At 72.4% G+C, this 24192-nt stretch carries 22 protein-coding genes; all 22 read right to left on the bottom strand.

Translation table 11 applies throughout. The features are described from left to right. Positions 1-27: 27 nt before the first annotated feature. Complete coding sequence (locus OG598_RS02470) at positions 28-1719, bottom strand: AAA family ATPase (protein ID WP_442931449.1); 1692 nt, start codon at positions 1717-1719, stop codon at positions 28-30. Positions 1720-1814: 95 nt separating this feature from the next. Then, complete coding sequence (locus OG598_RS02465; RefSeq protein ID WP_328652842.1) at positions 1815-2846, bottom strand: hypothetical protein; 1032 nt, start codon at positions 2844-2846, stop codon at positions 1815-1817. Between the two features lie 42 nt (positions 2847-2888). Continuing rightward, positions 2889-3833 (bottom strand): RluA family pseudouridine synthase, encoded by a 945-nt coding sequence (locus OG598_RS02460; protein ID WP_328652841.1) that lies wholly within the window; start codon positions 3831-3833, stop codon positions 2889-2891. Then, complete coding sequence (gene lspA, locus OG598_RS02455) at positions 3830-4447, bottom strand: signal peptidase II (protein ID WP_238667374.1); 618 nt, start codon at positions 4445-4447, stop codon at positions 3830-3832. Before lspA ends, OG598_RS02460 begins: the two co-directional genes overlap by 4 nt. A 64-nt stretch (positions 4448-4511) precedes the next feature. Continuing rightward, the gene (locus OG598_RS02450) at positions 4512-4931 is read right to left on the bottom strand and encodes a TraR/DksA family transcriptional regulator (RefSeq protein WP_124854350.1); all 420 of its coding nucleotides are present in this window, start codon (positions 4929-4931) and stop codon (positions 4512-4514) included. A 224-nt stretch (positions 4932-5155) separates the two neighbouring features. Further along, positions 5156-6655, bottom strand: coding sequence for a potassium/proton antiporter (locus tag OG598_RS02445; protein ID WP_328652840.1), 1500 nt, complete (start codon positions 6653-6655; stop codon positions 5156-5158). Positions 6656-6677: 22 nt separating this feature from the next. Then, positions 6678-6989 carry a DUF167 domain-containing protein gene (locus OG598_RS02440; protein ID WP_442931448.1) on the bottom strand — a complete coding sequence of 104 codons (312 nt, stop codon included), beginning with the start codon at positions 6987-6989 and terminating at the stop codon, positions 6678-6680. 4 nt (positions 6990-6993) lie between these two features. Beyond that, positions 6994-7698, bottom strand: coding sequence for a hypothetical protein (locus OG598_RS02435; protein ID WP_442931490.1), 705 nt, complete (start codon positions 7696-7698; stop codon positions 6994-6996). A gap of 125 nt (positions 7699-7823) precedes the next feature. Next, a complete protein-coding gene (locus tag OG598_RS02430; protein WP_145795168.1) occupies positions 7824-8633 on the bottom strand; it encodes a DivIVA domain-containing protein in 810 nt (269 codons plus the stop codon). A 44-nt stretch (positions 8634-8677) separates the two neighbouring features. Further along, positions 8678-8983: a YggT family protein gene (locus OG598_RS02425; RefSeq protein WP_030334503.1), complete on the bottom strand. Its 306-nt coding sequence runs from the start codon at positions 8981-8983 to the stop codon at positions 8678-8680. A 30-nt stretch (positions 8984-9013) separates the two neighbouring features. Beyond that, entirely contained in the window at positions 9014-9706 is a 693-nt protein-coding gene (locus tag OG598_RS02420; RefSeq protein ID WP_327034639.1) for a cell division protein SepF, read from the bottom strand. 192 nt (positions 9707-9898) lie between these two features. Further along, complete coding sequence (locus OG598_RS02415) at positions 9899-10642, bottom strand: YggS family pyridoxal phosphate-dependent enzyme (RefSeq protein ID WP_328652837.1); 744 nt, start codon at positions 10640-10642, stop codon at positions 9899-9901. Between the two features lie 9 nt (positions 10643-10651). Further along, positions 10652-11767, bottom strand: coding sequence for a cell division protein FtsZ (ftsZ, locus tag OG598_RS02410; protein ID WP_238685996.1), 1116 nt, complete (start codon positions 11765-11767; stop codon positions 10652-10654). A 245-nt stretch (positions 11768-12012) separates the two neighbouring features. Then, positions 12013-12831 carry a cell division protein FtsQ/DivIB gene (locus OG598_RS02405; RefSeq protein WP_328652836.1) on the bottom strand — a complete coding sequence of 273 codons (819 nt, stop codon included), beginning with the start codon at positions 12829-12831 and terminating at the stop codon, positions 12013-12015. Continuing rightward, a complete protein-coding gene (gene murC / locus OG598_RS02400) occupies positions 12828-14393 on the bottom strand; it encodes a UDP-N-acetylmuramate--L-alanine ligase (protein WP_328652835.1) in 1566 nt (521 codons plus the stop codon). Before murC ends, OG598_RS02405 begins: the two co-directional genes overlap by 4 nt. Beyond that, entirely contained in the window at positions 14390-15496 is a 1107-nt protein-coding gene (gene murG / locus OG598_RS02395; RefSeq protein ID WP_328652834.1) for an undecaprenyldiphospho-muramoylpentapeptide beta-N-acetylglucosaminyltransferase, read from the bottom strand. Before murG ends, murC begins: the two co-directional genes overlap by 4 nt. Next, positions 15496-16950, bottom strand: a complete 1455-nt coding sequence (locus tag OG598_RS02390; RefSeq protein WP_328655250.1) for an FtsW/RodA/SpoVE family cell cycle protein — start codon at positions 16948-16950, stop codon at positions 15496-15498. Before OG598_RS02390 ends, murG begins: the two co-directional genes overlap by 1 nt. Before the next feature lie 247 nt (positions 16951-17197). After that, complete coding sequence (gene mraY / locus OG598_RS02385; protein WP_030334519.1) at positions 17198-18322, bottom strand: phospho-N-acetylmuramoyl-pentapeptide-transferase; 1125 nt, start codon at positions 18320-18322, stop codon at positions 17198-17200. Continuing rightward, entirely contained in the window at positions 18319-19716 is a 1398-nt protein-coding gene (locus OG598_RS02380) for a UDP-N-acetylmuramoyl-tripeptide--D-alanyl-D-alanine ligase (protein WP_328652833.1), read from the bottom strand. Before OG598_RS02380 ends, mraY begins: the two co-directional genes overlap by 4 nt. Next, the gene (locus OG598_RS02375) at positions 19713-21275 is read right to left on the bottom strand and encodes a UDP-N-acetylmuramoyl-L-alanyl-D-glutamate--2,6-diaminopimelate ligase (protein ID WP_328652832.1); all 1563 of its coding nucleotides are present in this window, start codon (positions 21273-21275) and stop codon (positions 19713-19715) included. The genes OG598_RS02380 and OG598_RS02375 overlap by 4 nt, the downstream gene beginning before the upstream one ends. A gap of 52 nt (positions 21276-21327) precedes the next feature. Further along, a complete protein-coding gene (locus OG598_RS02370) occupies positions 21328-23535 on the bottom strand; it encodes a peptidoglycan D,D-transpeptidase FtsI family protein (protein ID WP_328652831.1) in 2208 nt (735 codons plus the stop codon). A 3-nt stretch (positions 23536-23538) separates the two neighbouring features. After that, the gene (locus OG598_RS02365; RefSeq protein WP_328652830.1) at positions 23539-24144 is read right to left on the bottom strand and encodes a hypothetical protein; all 606 of its coding nucleotides are present in this window, start codon (positions 24142-24144) and stop codon (positions 23539-23541) included. Positions 24145-24192 lie beyond the last annotated feature (48 nt).

Genomic DNA, 24192 nt, shown 5'->3' with positions numbered 1-24192 from the left:
TCGGGGTTCCGGTGGCGGCAGACCAGCTCACCGGGCGAACGGCTCCACCATCATCGCCGCGGCCCGCAGCCACGCCTGCCGGGTCTCCGGCTGGAGCTGGTGGTACTCGATCGACGACCCGGTCTCCAGAGCCGGGTCGTACGGCACGACGGCCACGCCCCGGGTACGGGTGGCGAAGTGCCGCTCCAGGTCGTCCTGGAGCGTCGAGCGTCCCGGGGTCGGGCAGGAGATGAGGGTGATCGCGTTGTCCGCCAACTCACCCATGCCCTCCTCGTGCAGCAGGTCGAGCATCCAGTCCGCGCTGAACGCCGCGTCCTCCCGGGGCACAGTGGTCACCACCAGTTGGTCGGCGGCCTGCATCACGGTGCGCCAGTTGGGGCTCTCCACGTTGTTGCCGGTGTCCACGCAGACCACGTCGTGGGTGCGCCGCAGCAGCTCCAGCACCCGTCGGACGGTGAACTGGTCCAGGCGCTGGGCGAAGCGCGGGCTCTCCTCGCCGGCCAGCACGTCGTACGAGCCGTCGGAGGCGTGCCGCAGGTAGTCGTCCAGTCGGTCCAGCAGGGTCGCGCCCTCCAGGATCTCGATCTGGGCCAGGTCGCTGATCAGGTGCCGGATCGTCCGGGCGTGCCGGGCGCTGCCGGCGCGCAGGCCGAGGGTGCCGCGCAGCTCGTTGTCGTCCCAGGCCAGCACGCCCTTGCCGCGGACGCTGCCGACCGTCGCCGCGGCGAGCACCGTGGCGGTCGTCTTGTGCACCCCGCCCTTGGGGTTGGCGAAGGCGAACACCCGGGGCGTGCCCAGGTCCCGTTGGAGCACCCCGTTGGCGCGCTCCTGCTCCTGGTCGACGGCCGGTGGGCGCCATTCGATCCGGGGCGGGTAGGCACGTTCGGCGACCGCCGAGCCGACCGCCGGGGCGGGTGGCGGCGGGACGGGCGGCGCGACTGGCAGGGCGACCGGGGGCGCGGGCGGCGGGGCGACCGGCGCGGGCGGTGGCGGTGCGGCCGGGTAGCCGGTCTCCGGCTGGTAGCCGGTCTCCAGCAGGGCGTACCGCGACTCCACCGGCGGGTCGCCCGGTCGGTAGCCGTTGTCCAGCAACGCGTAGCGCGACGGGACCGGGTCGGGGCCGCGTGCCGGCGGCTCGGGCTCGGCCCGGTACGTCGGCTCGGGCTCGGCCCGGTACGTCGGCTCAGCACGGTAGTCCGGCTCGGCCCGATAAGTCGGCTCGGCCCGGTAGTCCGGCTCGGCCCGGTAGCCGGGCGTGGCGAGGTAGTCCGGCTCGGCGCGGTAGCCCGGCTCGGCCCGGTAGCCGGGCTCAGCGCGGTAGTCCGGCTGCTCGGTCCGGTACGCCGGCTCCGCTCGATAGTCCGGCTCGGCCCGATAACCCGGCTCGGTCCGGTACGCGGGCTCCGCCCGATAGTCCGGCTCGGCCCGGTACGCGGGGTCGGCCCGGTACGCGGGGTCGACGCGGTAGGTCGCCTCGGCCCGGTAACCGGGCTCCGCGCCGTACGACAGGTCGGCCGGATGCCCGATGGCGGGTGCTCGCCCGGCGTAGCCGTTGGGGGCCGCACGCCGTGGCAGCGGGTCCGGCGGCGGTTCCTCGCCGCGCCGCTCCGGCTCGGTCTGCTCCGCGCCGCGACCGCCCAGCCGGGCACGGTCCAACAGCGCGCGCCACCGCGGCGCTGGTTCGGCCGGCCGGCCCCAGCCGGTCTCACTGCCCTCCACGGCCCGCCCTCCCAGCGCCATCGATCTCTGTCTGACAGGCTACGAACCCAACCCTATTCGGACCACACCTCAGAGCGCACACCAGCCGGCGCAGATCACGACGACGGCGATGGCGGCGACGGCTCGGCGAGGGTGGCGTCCGGCGAGGTGGTGACACTCGGCGGCGCCGACTCGGTGGGCTCCGGCTTCGACGGTTCGGGTGACGGAATCGTCACGACTGGTGCGGGTTCCGACGATTCGCCCACGGGGGCCGACGGCGCCGATGCGCTGATCATCGGCGCTGGCCGCTCGGACCGGGTCGGTGCGGGGCTCGGCCCGGTGTCGGCCGGCGGGCGCACCACGTCACGCTGCTCGGGCAGCGGCGGCGTGAAGACCGTCCGGTCCAGCCGGTACACCTCGGGGGCGGGGTCGACCGCCCGTACATCCGGCCGGGCCGCGACACCGCGCAGCGCCACCGGCGTCGCGCGGACCACCGCCGCGTAGACGCAGGCGCAGCCGGTGCGGTACGCGACCGCCTCGGCGGCGGCCACCTCGGCGCCGCTGGCGTACTGCTCCCGTAACTCCCGCTCGCCCACCCCGTCGCCGTCGACAGCGGCGGCCCTGGTCCGGTAGTCGGCGGCCTCGGTCTCCTTGCGGGCCGCGACCTGTTCCATCCCGGCGACCACGTCGTCCGGCACCCGCAGCGCGGGGATCTTGACGATCTCGGTCTGCCGGCCGGGCAGCGGAACCCGCCCGAAGACGGTCGAGACCCCGACGTCGCCGAGCACCGTCGCCAGCCGCTGCGGAGGCAGGTACGCGTCGAGCGTGACCAACGCGTACGTCCCGCCCTCGGCGGCCGGGGCGGACGCGGGCAGCGCGGCCAGGTCGGCCGCGGCGGACCGCAGGTAGCCGGGAACGGAGTCGCCGTCGGCAACGCCGACCCGGGTCACCTCGCCGACCGTCCGGTCACCGACCGGAGTGTCGTCGACGGCCCAGACGGCGGTGCCCAACACCGCCGCCGCGGAGAGCACCGCGGCCCAACTGAGCACGCCGGAGCGCGCCGACCGGTCGCCCAGCCGGGCCACGGCCCGGGTCAGCGGCGGCAGCAACCGCTGGTCCAGCTGCCGCAGCAGGTTGCCGGCGCGCACGGGCGGGATCCCCTCTGTGGAACGGTGTCGGGCGGTCGCCGCTCAGTCACGCAGGATCTGAAGCGCACGGTCCAGGTCGTCAGGGTAGTCGCTGACGAACCGGACCTCGTCCCCCGTTCGGGGGTGCACAAAGCTCAGTTCGCGGGCGTGCAGCCACTGTCGGGCCAGGCCGAGACGGGCCGAGAGGGTGGGATCGGCGCCGTAGGTGAGGTCACCCACACAGGGGTGCCGCATCGTGGAGAAGTGCACCCGGATCTGGTGGGTCCGGCCGGTCTCCAGCCGGACGTCGACCAGACTCGCCGCCGGGAACGCCTCCAGGGTGTCGTAGTGGGTGATGCTCGGCTTGCCGCCGGACACCACCGCCCAGCGGTAGTCGTGGGTGGGGTGCCTGTCGATCGGCGCGTCGACGGTGCCCCGCAGCGGGTCCAGGTGACCCTGCACCACCGCGTGGTAGCCCTTGTCGACCTCGCGGTACTTGAAGGCCCGCTTCAACGCCGTGTACGCCTGCTCGCTCTTGGCCACCACCATGATCCCGGTGGTGCCCACGTCGAGCCGGTGCACCACGCCCTGACGCTCGGCGGCGCCGCTGGTGGAGATGCGGTGCCCGATCGCGGCGAGCGCGCCGATCACCGTCGGCCCGGTCCACCCGGGGCTCGGGTGCGCGGCCACCCCGACCGGCTTGTCGACCACGACGATGTCGTCGTCGGCGTAGACGACCCGCAGGCCGGGCACCGCCTGCGGCACCACTGTCGGCGGTGCGACCGGGGCGGGCAGCGTGACGTCCAGCCAGGAGCCGGCCTTGACCTTGTGCGAGTTGGCCCGGGCGGAGCCGTCGACCAGCGCGTCCCCGGCGTCGACCAGGGCCGCGGCAGCGGTGCGGGAGAGCCCGAACAGGCGGGACACGGCCTGGTCCAGGCGCATGCCGTCGAGGCCGTCCGGAACGGGAAGGGAACGGTGGTCGCCGCCAGCGGCGAACGCGGAGGTCATGCCCGCTCCCGCTGCTCGGCGCCCGACGCGGCGGCGTCCGTCGTGGCCGGGTCGCCGTCGCGCCCCGCCCGCCGGCCGTCACGCTGGCGACCGGTCAGCTCCAACAGGACGGCCAGCAGCACGCCGCAGACCAGCGAACTGTCGGCCAGGTTGAACACCGGCCAGACCTGACCGTACGGGTCGAAGAGGCTGATCATGTCGACCACGTGCCCGTGGAACGGGGACGGCGCCCGGAAGATCCGGTCGACGAGGTTGCCCAACGCGCCACCGAGCACCAGGCCGAGCGAGACCGCCCAGGGCAGCGAGCGCAGCCGCAGCGCCATCCAGACGATCCAGCCGACCACACCGATGGTGATCAGTGGGAAGACCCAGGTGTGGTCCGCGCCGATGCTCCAGGCCGCGCCGCTGTTGCGGGTCAGGCTCAGGTAGACGAACCCGCCGAGCAGCCGGACCGGCTCCCGGTCGGTCAGCGCGGCCAGCGCGAGGTGCTTGGTGACCAGGTCGGCCAGCAGGGCCACCAGGGCGACTCCGGCGAGAATGGCGACGGCCCGGGGCCGGCGGGTGCCGCCGCCCGGATCGGTGCGGCCGGGTTCGGCGGACGGTACTGCGGTCATGCGCTCCCCATCGACAGTCTTGGCGGTGATCGCTCACCGTCTCATCGCCGCCGGGGAACGGACCTCAGCGCCGCTCCTCCAGCTGCTTGCACGTCACACACAGGGTGGCCGACGGGAAGGCGGCGAGGCGCTCGACCGGGATCGGGTTGCCGCACCGCTCGCACCAGCCGTAACCACCCTCGTCGAGGCGCTCCAGAGCGCGCTCCACCTGCGTGATCCGTTCCAGAATGCTGTTGGCGAGAGAGATCTCCTGCTCCCGCTCGAGCGTCTTGGTGCCCGTGTCGGCCTGGTCGTCCCCGGCCGAGTCGGTCAGCCGGTCGCGCTGCAGCTCGGTGATCTCACTCAGCGTCTGATCGTACTCGGCACGAAGCTCGTCCCGCCGCGCCGCCAGGGCCGCCCGGATCTTCTCGGTCTCCGCCGTGCTGCGGGTGGCCTTCGCCGCCGGCTTGCGCCCGGCGGTCCTGGTGTCGGATGGCTTCGCCATGGGTCGCTCCCTCGGCCGGGGAACCGCGCGGTCCGCGGCGCCTGTCAGGGGGCGCCAACCAGGGCGTCCCCTATGTACGAAAAGGGGCGCACGGCGACGATGGCCGCGCACTCCGGAGGTTGGCAAGAATACGGAACGTACAGGCGTCCGACAACGTGCCGCACCGTCGCACCGTTTAACAGCCCCTAGCCCTGCCTAACTGGGGCAAAGGGAACGCTAGCAGATCAACTGGGCACCTCATCCCCGTACTCACCAAACCATCGGGCCAGACGACCCCGCCGACTGACCGCCCGCAACCGCCGTTCCGCCGCGTCCCGCACCCCGGCGGTCGCCACGATCAGCAGACTGTCGCCGGTCTTGAACCGGGTGTCCGGTGCGGGCACGAAGCCCACGCCGTCGCGCAGCACCAGGGTCACCGACGCGCCCAACGGAAGGCGTAACTCGTCGACGTGCACGCCGGCCAGTCGCGAGCCCGGTGGCACCTCCACCTGGAGCAGGTCCGCCCGCATTCGCTCCAGCGGCGCGGTCTCCACGTGGATCTCGGCGGCCTCGGCCGGCGCGGTCACCCGCAACCGACGGGCGAACGGCCCCAGCGTCCCGGTCTGCACCAACGTGAAGATCACCACCAGCACGAAGACCACGTCGAAGAGCCGCTCCGCGCCGGGCACCCGCTCGGAGAGCGGAATGGTGGCCAGCACGATCGGCACGGCCCCGCGCAGCCCGGCCCAGGACAGGAACGCCTGTTCTCGAAGGCCGACCCGGAACGGCAACGCCGAGACGGCCACCGACAACGGCCGGGCCAGGAGCACCAGAGCCAACCCGGCGACCACAGCGGGCAGCACCGCCGCGTCCAGCCGGCCCGGTGAGGCCAGCAACCCGAGCAGCACGAACAACCCGATCTGCGCGAGCCAGGCCAGCCCGTCCGCGAAACCGAGAATCGCCTGCCGGTGCGACAGTCGGGCATTGCCCAGCAGCACCCCTGCCACATAGACGGCGAGGAAGCCCGAGGCGTGCAGAACGGCCCCCGCGGCGTACGCCAGCACTGTGATGCCCACAGCGGCGATCGGGTAGAGCCCGGCCGAGGGCAGCGCCGCCCGGCGCAGCGCCCAGGTGCCGGCGACGCCGGCGGCCACACCCACCGCCGCGCCGACGCCCAGCTCGTAACAGACCAGGGCGACCTCGTACCACCATGGGTGCGCGAAACCCTGGTGAGACAGCAGCACCACCAGCAGCACCACCGGGGCGTCGTTCATCCCCGACTCGGCCTCCAGGGTCGCCACCAGCCGGGGCGGCAACCGCAGTCGGCGCAGGGTGGCGAAGACGGCCGCCGCGTCGGTGGACGAGAGCACCGCGCCGTAGAGCAGCGCCAACCGCCAGTCCAGTCCCAGCAGCAGGTGCACGGCCACGCCGACCACCACGATGCTGACGATCACGCCGACAGTGGAGAGCGCGGAGGCCAGCCCGAGCACCGGGCGCAGCGTGGTCCACCGGGCGGTGAGGCCGCCCTCCGCGATGATCACGATCAGCGCACAGAAGCCGAGGGTCCGGGTCAGCTCGACGTCGTCGAAACGGATGCCCAACCCGCTCTCGCCGATCGCCACACCCAGAGCCAGGTAGACCAGGAGGCTGGGCACACCGAGCCGGGTGGAGAGTCGCACCGCGCCGACAGCTACCAGCAGCACTGCCGCACCGAGCAGCAGCGCGATGTCCAACCCTGGCGTCACGGCTGCCTTGCCTGGGCTGTCCTCACTCGGCGGATCCGTCGCGCAGGCGGCGCAGCACCTCGGGCAACTCCGGGCCGGGCCGATCGACGAGGAAGAGCTTGTCCCGGCTGGCCGCGCCGGCACGCAGTGACACGGCGGCCGGTCGGAGGCCCAACGCGCCGGCCAACGCCCGGCGGGCGGCCTCGGTGGCCCGACCGTCGACGGCCGGGTCGTGGACCGCGATCACGAGGGCGGGCCCGTGTGGGCCGTCGAAACGGCCACCCACCCGGTCCCGGGAGGCGCCGGGCTTCACCCGTACCGCCACCGTGAGCGTGTCCTGCGCGGGCACCGGCACCGCTTCAGATCGGCCGGGCGTCGGCGAGGAGAGCGGTCGCCGGCGCGCAGTGCGCGCACGGAGTGAAGCCGAGGTCCACGGCCTCGGCGACCGGCAACGTCTCGGGCTGCCAGCCGATCAGGTGGGGGCAGCCGTCCAGGTGGTAACGGGGGCGGCCGTCGACGACCTCGACGGCGTCGAGCAGTCGGGCCACCCGGGCCGCCTCGGCGGCCGTGATCTGCTGGGCGGCCGGCTCGTCGACCGCCGCGACCGCCGGGTCGAACACGTCGTCGGTCGACGCCGCGAACGGCGACGCCGGGCTGACCGGTCGGGCCCGCGCGGGCGCCTCGTCCGCCGCACTCACCAACGGCGACGCGTCATCGACGTGCGGAGGGTCGACCGGCGACGCCTCGTCGATCGGGGGCGCATGGTCGACCGGCGGCTCGGGTGGTTGCCGCCACCCGGTGCCGCCGGTACCAAACGTCGTGGGCACGTGCTGGACCGGCACCTCCGGCTCGACCAGCGGCGGCCCGTACGCGACACCCGGTGTGGCCTGGCTGGCCGTGCGGGGCGCGTCGGGGTGCCGTCGGTCGGTCCGGCCGGGATCCGCCATGGCGCGGTTGGCGGCTGCCTGGCGGGCGCCCACCACCAACGCCACGGCGGCCAGCAGACTGGCCGCGATGGAGATGACCAACAAGAAGCTGGAGCCACCGGCCAGGCCGAGCACCAGTAGCACCACCGCGACGAGGATGAGCAGAAGACTTGCGACTATCACGGCTCACCCCCGCCGCGTCGAACCGTCCAGGCTGGGCCGGCGACCGTCACCATTGGCGGACAGCGATCGCCGGCCGGTGCTCAGCGTCCGGCTTCGAGGGCGCCGGAGCGCCCGCCGCCGCCGTACGAACCAGCGAGACCTGCTGCGGCCAGCCCGTTGCCGCCAGCGACCCGGCCGGCTTCGGAGCGGGTCATCTCGGCCTCGAGGCCCTGGCCACGACCGTCGAGGTCACGCAGCTGGCTCTCCAGGTACGCCTTGAGCCGGGTGCGGTACTCGCGCTCGAACTGCTTGAGCTCCTCGATGTGCTTCTGCAGCGCCGTGCGCTTGGCGTCCAGGCCGCCCATGGCCTCCTGGTGCCGCTGGCGGGCGTCCCGCTCAAGGGCGTCAGCCTTGGCGCGCGCCTCCCGGGTCACCTCCTCGGCCTTGCTGCGAGCCTCGGACAACAGCGAGTCGGCCTCGCGGCGAGCGTCGGACACGTGGTCGTCGGCGGTGCGCTGGGCCATCATCAGCACGCGCAGGGCCTGCTGCTCACCGTCACCGGTGACGCCGCCGGCCGGGCCGCCGGTCGCGCGGACCTGCTCCAGCTCGGCCTGCATCGCGCGGGCAGCCTGCTCGGCCGCCGACTTGTCGCGCTGCACCCGGTCCAGTTGGGCCTTGACATCGTTGAGCTCCGCCGCCAGTCGGGCGTCGCCGCCGGGGCCGGCGGGGGCACCGCCACGGCCGCCGCGCTCCACCTGGGCGCGCAGCTCGTTGTTCTCCTCGATGAGACGGGCGAGCTCGCGCTCGACCTCATCAAGGAAGGCGTCGACCTCCTCCTCGTCATACCCCCGTTTGCCGATCGGCGGCTTTTTGAAGGCGACGTTGTGGACGTCGGCCGGGGTCAGCGGCATCGAAACTCCTCGGGTCAGTTGCGGCCGCGAAAGCGCGTCGGTCATCAGGCAGATGCCCTGATCGACGGCCCTAACACGAACTCCATCAGCACGAACAGGATAACCAGGAGCACAAGGGAGGCCAGGTCGATGCTCACGGTACCAATTCGCAGCGGAGGGATCACACGCCTCAACGCGTTGAGAGGGGGATCAGTGACGCTCCACACGGATTCCAATCCTGCCGATGCTCCACGCCCCGGTTGCCAGCGACGGCCGTACTGCAGGACGGCGCTCAACACGAACCGGGACAGAAGAAGGAGCAGGAAGACATAAAGGATCAGGTACAACACTTGCAGTAAGATCGACAACACGGTCAGCGACGTCCCTCGGGTCGGGCGGGATCAACTCAGACTGAAAAAGCCGCCCTCAGCGATCTTGGCTTTGTCCTCTGCGGTGACCTGGACGTTAGCCGGTGAGAGCAGGAACACCCGATTGGTCACGCGCTCGATCGTACCGCGCAGGCCGAACGCCAGTCCGGCGGCGAAGTCCACCAGACGGCGGGCATCGGCCTCATCCATCTCGGTGAGATTGATGATCACCGGGACACCGTCGCGGAAGTGCTCGCCGATGGTGCGCGCCTCCCGATAGGTGGTGGGGTGCAGCGTGGTGATCTGGTAACGCTGCTCCTCCTCCGGCAGGGCCCGCTCGCGCGACGTGACCTGCGGCGCGAGGGCAAGGTTGTCCCGAGTGTGGTAGGTCAGCGCACCGGAGGTCTCCCCCGCCGACGACCGGGTGATCGACCGGACGCTGGACCGCTCGACCCGCTCGGGCCGCTCACCGTCACCGCGTTCGGACTCGCTCAACCGCCCGCTCGACCGCTCGGAGAGCCGACCCCGCCCACTGTCGCGCGGCCGGGGAGCCGGCGGCTCCTCGGTGTCGTCCTCGTCGTCGTCGGCGAACTCCTCGGCGTACCGGCTCTGCCGGTAACGCGAGTCGCGGTAGCCACCCTTTTCGTAGCCACCGTCGTCGTAGGCCCGCTCGTCGTCTTCTTCGACCAGACCGAGCCAGACCCCCGCCTTGCGCAGTGCACCCATCCCGCGCCCTTCCGTCCGCCGTGCGGCACGCGCCCCCGTGCCATGTCGCCCGTCGCGAGTGGACAACCATGCCCATCGGACCGGAACGGCAATCCCCCCGGCGCGCGATTCGCGTCGCGCGCCACGACCCCCGACTAGGAGACGCCCGCCCCTGAAACAACACTGATGTAATTTGCTTGTCTCGCGGTCAGGCTACCGCAGCGTGGGACGCATTCCGAGCAACGCGCTACCGACGCGGACATGTGTCGCGCCGTAACGGATCGCGATTTCGAAATCTCCGCTCATACCGGCGGACAGCGCCGTGGCTCCCGGATGGACAGCCCGAAACGCGTCGGCGACCTCCGCGAGCCGGGCGAACGCCCGCTCCGGCTCCCACCCCAGAGGAGCGACCGCCATGAGACCGACCAGACGCAACCCCGGCGCGTCGGCCACCGCCTCGGCCACCGGCTCCAGACCGGCGGCCGGATCCGCCGAGCCGGGCAGGGCTCCGCCCCGGGCCGCGTCGCCGTCGATGCTCACCTGGAGCAGAGCGTCGAGCGGCTCCACCCGGTCGGCGGTCGCGGTGGCCAACGCCCGGGCCAGCCGGACACTGTCGACGGAGTGCACCACGTCGGCGTAGCGGACCACCGAACGGGCCTTGTTGCGCTGCAACTGGCCGATGAAGTGCCAGCGGGGACGCACCCCGGCGGCAGCCACCTCGGCGGCCTTGCCGGCTGCCTCCTGGTCGCGGTTCTCCCCCATGTCGGTCACCCCGAGCCCGGCCAGCGCCAACACGTCGCTGGCCGGGTAGGTCTTCGTCACCGCGATCATGGTCACCTCGGCACGGTCCCGGCCGGCCTGCGCGCAGGCGTCGTCGACCCGGGACCGAACCTGGGCCAGACCGGCCGCGAGTTCGGCGTGCCGATCCGGACGTACCGTGGCTGAGCTGTCGGTCATCGGCGGTGCTCAGGACCCGTTCTTGAGGAAGTCGGGAACGTCCACGTCGTCGAAGAGCACGCGACGCGGCGACTGGGCCGGAGTCGGGTTGGTGGCCGGCGTCGGCGCCGGGGTGCTCTGCGGTGCCGGCTGGTTGGTGTTGGACTTGCGCGTCGGCTCGGCCGCCTTGTACGCGGGCGTGCCGCCGTCGAAGCCCGCCGCGATGACAGTCACCCGCACCTCGTCACCGAGCGCGTCGTCGATGACCGCGCCGAAGATGATGTTGGCGTCCGGGTGGGCCGCGTCGGTGACCAGCTGAGCGGCGTCATTGATCTCGAACAGACCCAGGTCGGAGCCACCGGCGATGGAGAGCAGCACACCCCGCGCGCCGTCCATGCTCTGCTCCAGCAGCGGGCTGGAGATGGCCGCCTCGGCCGCCTCGACCGCGCGGTTCTCGCCACGGGCGCTGCCGATGCCCATCAACGCGCTGCCGGCGCCGCTCATCACGCTCTTGACGTCGGCGAAGTCCAGGTTGATCAGACCCGGGGTGGTGATCAGGTCGGTGATGCCCTGCACACCCGAGAGCAGCACCTGGTCGGCAGTGCGGAACGCGTCCATCATGCTGATGTTGCGGTCGCCCAGGGCCAGCAGCCGGTCGTTCGGGATGACGATCAGCGTGTCGCACTGGTTGCGGAGTTCGTCTATCCCCGTCTCGGCCTGCACCTGGCGGCGCTTGCCCTCGAAGGAGAACGGCCGGGTCACCACGCCGATGGTCAGCGCGCCCAGCTTGCGGGCGATGTTGGCCACCACGGGCGCGCCGCCGGTGCCGGTGCCGCCGCCCTCGCCGCAGGTCACGAAGACCATGTCGGCGCCCTTGAGCACCTCTTCGATCTCGTCGCGGTGGTCCTCGGCGGCGTTCTTCCCGACGTCCGGGTTGGCCCCGGCCCCCAGGCCACGGGTCAGCTCCCGGCCGACGTCGAGCTTGACGTCGGCGTCGCTCATCAGCAGCGCCTGCGCATCGGTGTTGATCGCGATGAACTCGACGCCCTTGAGCCCAACCTCGATCATCCGGTTGACGGCGTTGACGCCGCCACCCCCGATGCCGACGACCTTGATGACCGCCAGGTAGTTGTGCGGAGGTGTCATCTCCGGTCCTTTCCTTCGAGATTGGCTTCGGCCGACCGGTTACGGCGTGGCCAGACCAGCGGCCGACGACAGCTGTCACCAACGAGGATCAGGGGTAAACCCTAACCCTCTACTAGAGGCTTACAGTTATGTCAACCACTGAAGCTCTTCGAGGCAACGTAAGCGCCACCGCGCGATGAGCCAAGGACCCGGGCGGCGTGTCGCCGCGCGGAGCGCCACGGGTCACGTCCGCGCACGCTCACCGGTCAACGAAAGGTCACCACATCCGGCGCGCTCACGTCGATCCGGTCGGTGTCCTCGTCGAGCAGCGCGGTGGCCACCCGAGCCTTGTCCGTACCCCGGCTCGCGTCGCCCCAGACCACCGTCCGGTCGCCGCGCAACCGCAGGCTGATCCGGGCCAGCCCCGCCACGTTCACGTCCACCAGCTCCGCGCGCAGCTGCGGCGTCAGCGCGACGAGCACCTCCAGCGCGGCCCGGGTGCCCGGGTCGTCGGCGGCCGGCCGGGCCACAGTCACCTGTGGCAGGTCGGCGGGGCGCCGCTCCACCGTCCGGAACGCCACCCCAATCCGGTCGATCAGGGCGAACGCCTCGCCCTGCGGCACCACCGCCACAGCGGTCCGCTCGGTCACCCGCACCACCAGCGCGCCGGGCCAGTCCCGGGAGACAGTGGCCCGCTCCACCGCCGGCAGCGCACCGACCCGACGGGCGGCGGCGCTCAGGTCCACCCGGGCCAGCGGCACCCCGTCCGGCACCCCGACCGCATCGTGCACCTGCACCGGGCTTACCAGGTCGGCACCCTCCACGCGCACCTCCCGCACACCGAACAGCCCGGTGCCGAGCACCGTCCAGGCGACCAGCCCGGCCAGGGCGAGCACCCCGGCGGCCACCGCCCACGGCAGCGCCGCACGCATGCGACGCTGCCGGGCACGGGCCATGAACCGGCGGGTCGAGGGCGGTACCGCGTCGCGGCCCGCCCGGACCAACTGCCACCGCCGGGCCGGACCGCGACGCGGGGCGCCACCGTCGGCGGCGCTGGTCCGCCCTCGGGCCGGGCCGGGACTCATCCGGCCGCGGGCGCCGAGCCGCCGGGCACGGCGGTGCCATTGAGAGCCGCGCCGTCGCCGCCGGACGTCGCCCCACCCGGCACCGGATCACCGATCGCCGGGGTGGTGGCCACCGGGTCGACTGTCGCTGTCGGTGCCGAGCCGCCGTTACGCTCACCCAGGGCGGCCAGCAGCTCGTCGCCCATCAGCGAGATCGGCGGAGCGCCCATGGTGACCACCACGTCCCCGGGGCGGGCGCGACGGGCCACCTCGACCGGGGCCTGCTCCCACGACTCCACGAAGACCTTGCGGTCGGCGGGCAGATCCACCGCCGCGATCAGCGCCGCCGAGCCCTCGCCGGGCTGACGCAACTCACCCGGCCCGAAGACCTCCAGGAGCACCACCTCGTCGGCGATGGCCAGCGCCTCGGCGATCTCCGCCTGGTTGTCGCGGGTGCGGTACAGCCGGTACGGCTGGAAGACGACGATCAGCCGGCCGTCCCCGGCGACCTCGCGCAACGTCTGGTTGGCCAGGGTCATCGAGGTCGGGTGGTAGGCGTACTCGTCGTAGACCAGCACACCGTCCGCGACACCCTTGCGCTCGAAGCGCCGTCGCACCCCGGGAAAGACCGCCAGCGCGGCCTCCGCCGCCTCCAGCGGCAGTTCCAGCAGGTACGCGGCCAGCACCGCGGCGGCGCTGTTCAGCCCCATGTGCCGCCCCGGCACCGGCAGCCGGAACTCGCCCAGCGACCGGCCGTCGATCGCGGCCAGATAGCGCACCCCACGCGCGGAGGAGACCACCTCGGTCAACCGCAGGTCGGCGTCGGCGGCCTCGCCGTAGGTGAACACCCGTCGTCCCTCGGACCGCAGGCTCTCGGCCAACCGCCGACCGCCCGGGTCGTCGGCGCAGGTGATGATGAACCCGTCCGGGTCGGTGAGGCGGGCGAACTCCACGAACGCCGCCTCCAGCGTCGCGTAGTCGCCGTAGGTGTTCAGGTGGTCCGCCTCGACGTTCGTGATGATCGAGACGTACGGGCGGTAGATGAGGAACGAGCGGTCGCTCTCGTCCGCCTCGACCACGAAGTGCTCGCCGGTGCCGTGGTGGGCGCCCGAACCGACCTCGGAGATCTCCCCACCGATCACGAAGGACGGGTCCACACCGGCCTGCTGGAGCACCATCGTCACCATCGAGGTGGTGGTGGTCTTGCCGTGCGTGCCGGCGACGGCCACCGCCCGACGGCCGGTCATCGCCGCGGCGAGCGCCTCCGAGCGGTGCAGCACCCGCAGGCCGCGCCGACGTGCCTCGACCAACTCCAGATGGTCCTGGGGAATGGCCGACGAGTAGACGACGGTGTCCACGCCGTCCAGGTTGGTCACCTCGTGGGTGAGGTGGATGGTGCCGCCGAGCGCCCGCAGGCCGGCCAGTGAAGGCCACTCCCGCAGGTCGCTGCCGGAGACCCGGATGCCGCGGGTGAGCAGCAGCCGGGCCACTCCGAGCATGCCGACCCCGCCCACTCCGATCAGGTGGACGGCGCCCAGGTCCTCGGCGGTGAGCGTGCCGGCCGGGGTGAACTGCGCGGTCATCGGGCCACCGCCGCCAGCACGAAGGAACGCAGCGCCTCGTCGCCGTCGCGCCGACCGTACGACCCGGCGGCGGCACCCATGTTGTAGAGCCGCTGTGGGTCGCGGATGAGGGGGATGACGGTGCGCTCCAGCCAGTCCGGGGTGAGCTCCGCGTCGTCGACCAGCAGCCCACCGCCTGCCTCCACCACTGGCAGCGCGTTGCGCCGCTGCTCCTGGTTGCTGTGCGGGTACGGCACGTAGATCGTGGGCAGCCCGATAGCGGCCACCTCGGCGACGGTCATCGCCCCGCCCCGGGCCAGCATCAGGTCGGCGGCGGCGTAGCCCAGCTCCATCTCGGACAGGTACGGCAGCGTCACGTACGGCACCGGCAGGTCGGTGGGGATCGGCACCGGCTCGTTGCGGGCGCCCATCACGTGCAGCACCTGCACGCCGTTGCGGGCCAGCTCCTTGGCCGCCCCGGAGACCGCCAGGTTGATCGAGCGGGCGCCGGACGAGCCGCCGGACACGAAGAGCACCGGCAGGTCCGGGCGGAGCCCGAAGTGGGCGCGGGCGGCGTTGCGCAGCGCGTACCGGTCCAGACCGGCGATGCTGCGGCGCAGCGGCACACCGACGACTGTGGCGTCCCGCAGCGACTCGGCCTGGCTCGGCTGGTTCGGGAAGCCGACGGCAACGTTCTTGGTGAACTTCATGCCCAGCTTGTTGGCCACGCCCGGTGGCACGTTCACCTCGTGGATCACCATGGGCAGCTCGCGGCGCCACGCGGCCAGGTAGGCCGGCACCGAGACGTACCCGCCGAAGCCGACGACCACGTCGGCGCGCACCTCGTCGATCACCTTGCCCGCGGCGCGCGCCGCGGTCCACATCCGGCCCGGTGTGCGGACCAGGTTCATGTTGACCGACCGGGGCAGCTGGTACGCCGGAATCTGCCGCAGGTCGTAGCCCTGCGGCGGGATCAGGTCGTTCTCCATGCCCCGGGGTGTGCCGAGACAGGTGATCCGGACGCCCGGGTCGTGTCGGCGCAGGCAGTCGGCGAAGGCGAGCAGCGGGTAGACGTGCCCCCCGGTGCCACCTCCCGCGAGCACCACCGAACGCAGCGGACCCATCAGCGTCTCCTCTCGCTCGCCGTACCACCGCGGCTCCGGTCCTGTCGGACCCCGCGCGGCGCGGCCTGATCGTCATGGCGCCGCTCGCGGGACCGGGGCACGGACCCTCGGCCAGCGGGCGGCGTCGCCGGTCGGCGACGCCGGCCGGGAAGCGGCGGCAACGGGGCCCAGAGTAGTCGGACCCACCGGGCCGGCGGACGGGCATGCAGTGCTCTGGCCGCATCGGGTTCGGCGCGGGCGAAGGACGCCAGCATGCCGATGCCGGCCAACGTCACCACCAGGGCACTTCCGCCGTCGGAGATGAACGGCAACGGCAGACCGGTGATCGGCAGCAGCCCCACCACCCCACCGATGTTGATCACGGCCTGGCTGACCAGCCAGGTGGTCACCGCGGTGGCGGCGAGCCGGCGGAACGGGTCGTCGACACGCCGGGCGATCCGGAAACCGGTGTACGCGAGGACCGCGAAGAGGCTGAGCACCACGACGCACCCGATCACGCCCAGCTCCTCGGCGATGATCGCGAAGATGAAGTCGTTGTGCGCCTCGGGCAGCCAGTCCCACTTCAGGCTGCCCTTGCCCAGCCCGACACCGAACCAGCCACCGTGCTCGATGGCCAGCCGCCCCTGGTAGAACTGGAGGCAGTCGTTGAGTTTGCAGGTCTCCGGGTCCGGTGGATTGAAGAACATGTCCAGCCGGGCGAGGCGGTAGTTGTCCGCGCCGCGCTCGCCGGAGCCGGCGCCCAGTGAGGCCACCGCCACGAGCAGGCCGATCCCGATCAGCCCGGCGGTGGCCAGGGCGCCGAAGACCCGCATCCGCACCCCGGCGGCCCAGAGCAGACCCACGACCAGGGCCAGCAGACAGAGCATCGTGCCGGTGTCGTTGTAGCCGACCAGGACGAAGAGCAGGCCGATCACCGGGAAGAGCGGGGTGGCCAGCTCACGCCACCAACCCAGCGCGGCGCCCTTGCGGGCGACGATGTGCGCACCCCAGAGCACCATCGCGAACTTGGCCAGCTCGGAGGGTTGTAGCTGGATGCCGCCGACGAACAGCCAGTTCAGCCGCGCCTCGACCGGGCCGATCTGCCCTGAGTCCTGGTCGGTCAGCCGGGCGTAGGCGAGCAGCAGGTTGAGCAGCAGCAAAAGCCCGATCGAGGTGAACAGCAGCGGCCGGCCCAGCGACCGGTAGGTGCTGGCGGGAAGGCGCTGGCAGACCCAGAACGCGCCGATGCCGATCACCGCGAAGATGGCCTGCTTGGTCACCGAGGCCGAGGCGTTGCCGTCCTCGGCGTAGTCCTTCACGCTGGTCGCCGAGAAGACCATGGTCAGCCCGATCAGCAGCAGCAGGCCGGCGCAGGACAGCAGCAGGTAGTAGGAGGTCAGCGGCCGGTCCAGGATGCCGCGCAGCGCGGCGAGCCCGCCGGCCGCGTCGATGCCCCGCGGCGGGGTCGCCGCCACGGCCTCCGGCTCGCGTCCCGCCGGCCCGGGCTCCCGCGCCCCCGGCCCGGATTCGCGGGCCGCCGCGCCGGGCTCCGGGCCGCGCGCGCCCGCAGCCAACGGTGTACGCCCCGACGCGCCCGGCGACCGCCGCGCCCGCCCGCCTGTCCTGCCCTCAGTGCCGATGTCCTCCCCCACCCCGACATCATCACCGCTAAACACGCCCGACACCCCCAGAACGCCCCCTCGGGCGTGTCGGCCCCACGGATCAGGTCATGTTGGCGAGGAACTCGCTGTAGAACAGGCCGAGGGCGATGGCCACGCCGATGCCGGCGATGATCCAGAAGCGCACCACGATGTTGACCTCGCTCCAGCCGGCCAACTCGAAGTGGTGCTGGAGCGGAGACATTCGGAACACCCGTTTACCGGTGGTCTTGAAGGAGATGATCTGGATCACCACGGACATCGTGATGATCACGAAGAGCCCACCGATGATCGGCAGCAGCAGGATGGTGCGGGTGGACATCGCCATGCCGGCGATCAGACCGCCCAGCCCCAGCGCTCCGGTGTCGCCCATGAAGATCCGCGCCGGGGAGGTGTTCCACCAGAGGAAGCCCACACAGGCCCCCGCCGCCGCCCCGGCGATCAGCGCGATCTCCAACGGGTCGCGAACCTCGTAGCAGTACGGCTGGGTGTAGTTCGGGTCGGCGCACCAGTGCCGGTACTGCCAGAACGCGATCAACGCGTACGCGGCGAGCACCATGACCGACGCGCCGGTGGCCAGACCGTCCAGGCCGTCGGTGAGGTTGACGCCGTTCGTCGCGGCCATCACCACGAAGATGAAGATGATCACCGCGCCGACCTTGCTGACCTCCAGGAAGTCGATGTCCCGGATGAAGCTCAGCGTGGTGCTGCCGACCGTCTCGGTGTTGGTCGCCAGGCCCGAACCGTTTGTCATCGTGCTCGGGAACCACAACGCGATCACCCCGAAGACCGCACCGACCAGGATCTGCCCGAGCAACTTGCCGCGCTTGTTCAGCCCGGCGCTGTTGCGCTTGCGCACCTTGAGGAAGTCGTCGAGGAAACCCACAGCGCCGGAGAACACCATCAGCCCCAGCAGCACCAGCGCCGTGATGGTCGGTTCCACCTGGGCGATCTGCTGGTCCGGCAGGGTGGTCAGGGCGAGGTGCCCGGCCACGTACGCGATCACCGTGGCCAGGATGAAGACCACGCCACCCATGGTGGGCGTGCCCTTCTTGCCCTGGTGCATGGCGGGGCCGTCGGACCGGATCGGCTGACCGGCCTTGAGCCGGGTGAACACCTTGATCGCGATCGGGGTGCAGAAGAGCGAGACGAGGAAGGCCACCCCGATGGCGACGATGACAGCCCTCATCGGGTCGACTCCCCACCGGCGTCGGCGCGCAGGGCGTCGGCCACCTCCCAGGTCCGGTACCGGGAGCCCTTGACCAGGACGACGTCACCCGGTCGTAGCTCGCTCCGCAGCACCTCGACGGCCGCCGCCTGATCGGTGAGCAGCACCGACTCTCCTCCCCAGTTTGCTACAGCTGTCGCGCCTTCGTGGATCGGCGCGGCCGGCTCACCCACCACGAGCAGCCGGTCGACACCCAGCTCGGCCGCGAGTTGGCCGACCTCGGCGTGGCCGTCGTACTCGAACGGGCCCAGCTCGGCCATGTAACCAAGCACCGCGACGGTACGCCGCCCCTGACCCATGCTGGCCAGCGCCCGTACCGCGACCGCCATCGAGGCCGGGTTGGCGTTGTACGAGTCGTCGATCACCGTCACCCCGTCGGGGCGGTCGAAGACGTCCATCCGTCGGGTCGAGACCAGCCGCAGCTCGCCGAGGGCCGTGGCCAGCTCGGCCAGCGGCATGCCCAGCTCCCGGGCGACCGCCGCCGCCGCGAGCGTGTTCCCGACCTGGTGGCGGCCGGCCAGTCGGAGCCGCACCGGCGCGCGTCCCTCCGGGGTGACCAGGGTGTACGACGCGTGACCCCGCTCGTCGAGCGTGACGTCCTCGGCGCGCACGTCGGCATCCGGCGCCTCGCCGTAGCGGACCACCCGGGCCTGTGTGCGGCTCGCCATCGCGTCCACCCGGGGGTCGTCGGCGTTCAGCACGGCCAGCCCGTCCGGCGGCAGCGCCTCGACCAGCTCGCCCTTGGCCACGGCGATGGCGTCCTGCGAGCCGAACTCGCCGATGTGCGACGTGCCGACGTTGAGCACCACGGAGATCCGGGGCGGCACCAGCTCGCACAGGTACCGAACGTGCCCGACTCCCCGCGCGCCCTTCTCCATCACCAGGTAGCGGGTGTCCGGGTCGGCCCGCAGGGCGGTGTACGGGTGCCCCAGCTCGTTGTTGAACGAGCCGGGTGGTGCCACGGTGGCCCCGAGTCGGGCGGTGAGCTGACCGATCAGGTCCTTCGTGGTGGTCTTGCCGGACGAGCCGGTCACGCCGATCACGGTCAGCCCGGTCAGCCGGTCCACCGCCGCGCGGGCCAGTCGCCCCATCGCGGTCAGGGCGTCGTCGACAAGCACCATCGGCACCCCGGGCACCTCTCGGCTGCCGAGCACCGCCACCGCGCCGGCCTGGATCGCCGTCGCCGCGTAGTCGTGTCCGTCGACCTTCTCCCCCGGGAAGGCCACGAAGAGTGAACCGGGCCCCACCTTGCGCGAGTCGAACTCCACCGATCCGGTGACGGTGGAGGCCGGGTCGGCCGCCACCAGTCGCCCGTCGACCGCCGCGGCCACCTCGGCCAGGCTCAGCGTGATCACCGCTGACCCGCCAGGTCCCCGAAGCGGGCCCGCAGCGCCTCGGCCAACTCGATGCTGTCGTCGAACGGAAGCACCTGACCCGCCACCTCCTGGCCGCGCTCGTGGCCCTTGCCGAGCAGCGCGATCACGTCGCCCGGCTCGGCCAGCCGCACGGCCTCGTCGATGGCGGCGCGGCGGCCCGCCACCTCGATGATCCGAGCGGCAGTGCCGGCCCGGTACGCCCCGGCGAGCACCTCGGCGCGAATCTCCCCCGGGTCCTCGGTGCGCGGGTTGTCGTCGGTCACCAGCACCACGTCGGCTCCCTCCGCCGCGGCGGCGCCCATCACCGGCCGCTTGCCCCGGTCCCGGTCCCCACCGGCGCCGATGACACAGATCAGTCGGCCGGCGCTCAACTCGCGCAGCGCGGCAAGCGCTGCCACTATCGCGTCCGACTTGTGGGCGTAGTCGACCACCCCGCGCACCGGCGCGGCCACGTCGACCAGTTCCAGCCGGCCCGGGACGCCCCCGCAGGCGGCCACACCGGTCGCTGCGGTCACCGGGTCCACCCCGGCGCCGACCAGCGCGGCGATGGCCAGCAGCGCGTTGGCCACGTTGTGCCGGCCGGGCAGCGCGACACCGGCGGACACTGCCACGCCGTTCGGGCCGTGCGCGGTGAACCGCTGCGCGTACCCCTCGCCGCCCACACCGTCGGCCCACCAGGTCGCGCCCTGCTCACCGGCCGCCGAGTAGGTGACAGTCGTGGGTTTGAGCAGCGGCTTCAACGCCGGGTCGTCGTGGTTGAGCACCTCGACCGCGCAGCGCCCGTCGAAGAGCTGGGCCTTCGCGGCGAAGTAGTCGTCGCTGTCGGCGTGGAAGTCCAGGTGGTCGGAGCCGAAGTTGGTGTAACCACCGACGGCGAACCGCACACCGCCCACCCGGCCCATGGCCAGCGCGTGGCTGGAGACCTCCATGACCACTGCGGTGACCCCACGCTCGCGGGCGGTGGCCAACATGGCGTGCAGATCGGTCGCCTCGGGGGTGGTGCGGACACTGTCGATCACCAGATCGCCGAGCCGGGTCTCCACGGTCCCGACCAGCCCGGTGGTGTGCCCGGCGGCCCGCAGCCCCGACTCGATCAGGTACGCGGTGGACGTCTTCCCCGCGGTGCCGGTCACCCCGATCACCGTGAGATCGGCGGTCGGGTCGCCGTACACGGCCGAGGCCAGCTCGCCGAGCACGGCGCGCGGGTCGGACACCACCAGGGCGGGCAGACCGGTTCCCGCCGCCAACTCCGCACCGGCCCGGTCGGTCAACAGCGCCACGGCGCCCGCCTCGACGGCGCCGGCGGCGAACTCCGCGCCGTGCCGACGGGCACCGGGCAGCGCCGCGTACAGGTCGCCGGGGCGAACCTCCTGGCTGGCGTGGGTGACCCCGGAGACGACCACCGCGGCGGCGTCCGCCGGAAGGTCGACGGCGAGCCGGACGGCGAGATCACCGAGCCGGACTCCGGTCACGGTACGTGGACGTGGATTGCCGGGCACGGCGTCAGACCCTACCCGGTCGTCCGGTTCCGGCCGCACAGCCGCCCCGGTGGTTCGTCGGCACTCACCGATGATGTCCCGCCGTTGCTGCTCAGCGCGGATAGACCACGAACTTGGGCGCGGATCCGCCGGTGGAGGGCGGCACCCGGTAGTGACGCAGAGTGAACTGCATCATGTCCCGGAACGCCGGATTGGCGATCGCCGAGCCCCCGCCGTTGGGCGCGTAGACGAAGACGGCGATCACGTAGCGGGGGTTCTCGGCGGGAGCCATGCCGATGAAGGAGGACACCTTGTCGGTCTCTATCTTGCCGTTGACCAGCCGCGATCCGGTGCCGGTCTTGCCGGCGACCCGGTAGCCGGGGACCGCGGCGGTGACGCCGGTGGCGCCGTCGACGGTGGTGACCGCCTCCAGCATGGTGCGCAGGGCCGCCGCGTTCTGCGGGCTGAGCACCGACCGGGTCAGCGGGGCCGGCGCGGGGGTGCGCTTGCCGTCCGGGCCGATCACCTCCTTGACCAGGTGCGGCTGCACGTACGTGCCGTTGTTGGCGATGGCGGCGTACGCGGCGGCCATCTGCAGCGGCGTGGCGTCGACGCTGTGCCCGATCGGCACCGACCCACGCGACGATTCGCTCCACTCGTCGGCCGGGAGCAGTCGCCCGCTGGCTTCCCCGGGCATCCCCTCGCCGGTCGGCTTACCCAGCCCGAACCGCTTCTGGTAGTCGATCAACCGGTCCCGGCCGAGCTTCTCGGCGATCGTGATGGTGCCGACGTTCGACGAGTAGGCGAGCATCCCCGGCACGCTCATCCGCCTGCCGTTTGCCGGATGGGTGTCGGAGAACCAGGTGTCGCCCATCTTGATGTTGTTGGCGATCGGCAACGTGGTGTCCGGCGTGATCACCCCCTCCTGCAACGCCGCGCCGTACGTGATCGCCTTGTGCACCGAGCCTGGGTCGACCACGAAGCTGGTCGCGGCGTCCTCCCGGGCGACCGGGTCGCTGGGCACCGGCTTCGCCGCGTCGTAGGTGGGGTTGCTGGCCTGGGCCAGCACCGCGCCGGTGGGAATCTCCATGACCACTGCGGCGCCGGTGCCGCCCGGCGCCTGGGCCATGCCCGCGCTGAGGATCTGCTGCGTCCGGAACTGCAGGTCGCGGTTGAGGGTGAGGGCGAGCGAACTACCCGGCTTGGCGGGAGTGGTCCGGCTGTAGCCACCTGGGATGGGCGCGGCGAGGTCGCCGAGGCCGGCCTCGTACACGCGCTTGCCGTCCTGACCGGCGAGCACGTCGTCGTAGCGGGCCTCCAGCCCCTCCAACCCGACCATGTCCTGGCTGGTGAAGCCGATCAGGTTGGCCGCCAGGTCACCGCCGGGCACCTCGCGGCGCTCGTCGCGGTGCACCCCGATGCCGAGGAGCTCGAGCGCCTGCACCCGCTTGGCGGTGGAGATCTCCACTCCTCGCGCCAGGTAGACGAATCGGGACGCCTTACCGTCCTCCAGCTTGCGGGGCTTCATCAGCTCGACGAGCTTCGACACCGCGATGCCGAGCAGTGGGGAGAGCGCCTTGGCGACGCCGGCCGGGTCCTTCACCTCGGTCGGGTCGGCGTACACGTACCGCGCCTCGACACTGCGGGCCAGCGGCGCGCCGGTGCTGTCGTAGATCGCGCCCCGCGGCGCCGGCAGCTCGACAGTGCGGAGGCGGTCGCTGATACCACCCCCGGCGTACGCCGGAGCGTCGACCGTCTGGAGGAAGATCAACCGGATCCCGATGCTGGCGAAGAGTGTCAGGGCGAGCACGGTGCCCAGCCGCAGCCGCAGCCGCGAGTCGGCCAGCTTCGGTGGGCGTCGTGGCTTGCGGAGCGGGCGCCGGGCCGTCGGCCGTTCGGCGCGGCGCGGCGCGCGTGGCGTGGTCCGGCGACGCGGCGGCGGCTCGTCCACACCCGGGCCACGGGGGGTACGCGGCGCGACGGTGCGCACCACCCCACCGCGTCCGGCGGCCGGCGCGTCGCGTCGGCCGGCCCGGGCTGCGGCCCGGCCGCCGTCGAGCACCTGCAACGCCGGCCGGAACGGGTCACCCGACCGGGTGCTGCGTGGCGTACGCCGCTGCTCGGCGCCCTGGCTGCGCGCCGGCGTGCCGCGCTCCTCGCGGACGGTCCGACCCCTCGGGGTGTACGCCCGGGCGCCGGAGATGCCCCCGATGCCCGGCTCGCCGGTGCGCGGCTCGCCGTCGGCGGGCCCGCCATCACGTGCAGAACCGCGCCGGGACCCCGTAGGGTCCCGGCGCGGCTCGTCCGATCTTGGTGGCACCGGTCAGCCTCCCGCACCCTGGCTGGTCACCGACGGCTGGCCGTTCGCCGGCTGCGGCACACCGATGGTCTTGCCGTCCGGCAGCCGGATGTAGCCCGGCTCGCCGGCGTCGACCAGGCCCAGCCGCTTCGCCTCGGCGGTCAGGTTGCCCGGCGCCTCGGCGTCGGCGATCTGCTTGTCCAGTTGCTGCTTCTCCAGGTCCAGTCGAGCCTGCTGCTGCTGCAACCGCTCCAGCCGGAACGCGTTCTCATTGATCTTGGTGTTGACCGCCAGGATGCCCAGCACCCCGCCGACCACCAGCACCACGATCAGCGCCGCGAACGGCGCACGCGGCACCGAGATCGGCGGCGGCGGCGCCACCCGCAGTCGCGGCGGCCGGGCGCTGGTGGCGCTGGCGGCCTTCTCGACCGGTCGCAGCGCAGCGCTGCCCTGAGTCGGGAACTCGCGCGCCCCCCGGGCGCGAGTCTCCCCCTGCCGATTCGTTCGATCGATGCGTGGCGTACCGTTTCCGAGGCGCGGAGCCCGCTCCGCCGCGGTCCGGCCCCCCGACCGCGGTGCGCGCTGCCCGCCGCCGGTGACGTCCCGGCGGTCGCGCTTGTCAATGCTCATGTCCCCTCCCCCTCAACGTCCGTCCCTCTAGCCGTCCCGGTGCCCCTG

Source organism: Micromonospora sp. NBC_00330, assembly GCF_036136635.1.
GTDB lineage: Bacteria > Actinomycetota > Actinomycetes > Mycobacteriales > Micromonosporaceae > Micromonospora > Micromonospora salmantinae.
The sequence above is the reverse complement of the archived record's forward strand: the minus strand, read 5'-3'. Positions and strand labels throughout refer to the sequence as shown.

Coding starts and splice junctions, on each gene's coding strand:
- OG598_RS02460 (WP_328652841.1), bottom strand. CDS start 3,833: ATGACCTCCGCGTTCGCCGCTGGCGGCGACCACCGTTCCCTTCCCGTT.
- lspA (WP_238667374.1), bottom strand. CDS start 4,447: ATGACCGCAGTACCGTCCGCCGAACCCGGCCGCACCGATCCGGGCGGC.
- OG598_RS02450 (WP_124854350.1), bottom strand. CDS start 4,931: ATGGCGAAGCCATCCGACACCAGGACCGCCGGGCGCAAGCCGGCGGCG.
- OG598_RS02430 (WP_145795168.1), bottom strand. CDS start 8,633: ATGCCGCTGACCCCGGCCGACGTCCACAACGTCGCCTTCAAAAAGCCG.
- OG598_RS02420 (WP_327034639.1), bottom strand. CDS start 9,706: ATGGGTGCACTGCGCAAGGCGGGGGTCTGGCTCGGTCTGGTCGAAGAA.
- OG598_RS02415 (WP_328652837.1), bottom strand. CDS start 10,642: ATGACCGACAGCTCAGCCACGGTACGTCCGGATCGGCACGCCGAACTC.
- ftsZ (WP_238685996.1), bottom strand. CDS start 11,767: ATGACACCTCCGCACAACTACCTGGCGGTCATCAAGGTCGTCGGCATC.
- OG598_RS02405 (WP_328652836.1), bottom strand. CDS start 12,831: ATGAGTCCCGGCCCGGCCCGAGGGCGGACCAGCGCCGCCGACGGTGGC.
- murC (WP_328652835.1), bottom strand. CDS start 14,393: ATGACCGCGCAGTTCACCCCGGCCGGCACGCTCACCGCCGAGGACCTG.
- murG (WP_328652834.1), bottom strand. CDS start 15,496: ATGGGTCCGCTGCGTTCGGTGGTGCTCGCGGGAGGTGGCACCGGGGGG.
- mraY (WP_030334519.1), bottom strand. CDS start 18,322: ATGAGGGCTGTCATCGTCGCCATCGGGGTGGCCTTCCTCGTCTCGCTC.
- OG598_RS02365 (WP_328652830.1), bottom strand. CDS start 24,144: ATGAGCATTGACAAGCGCGACCGCCGGGACGTCACCGGCGGCGGGCAG.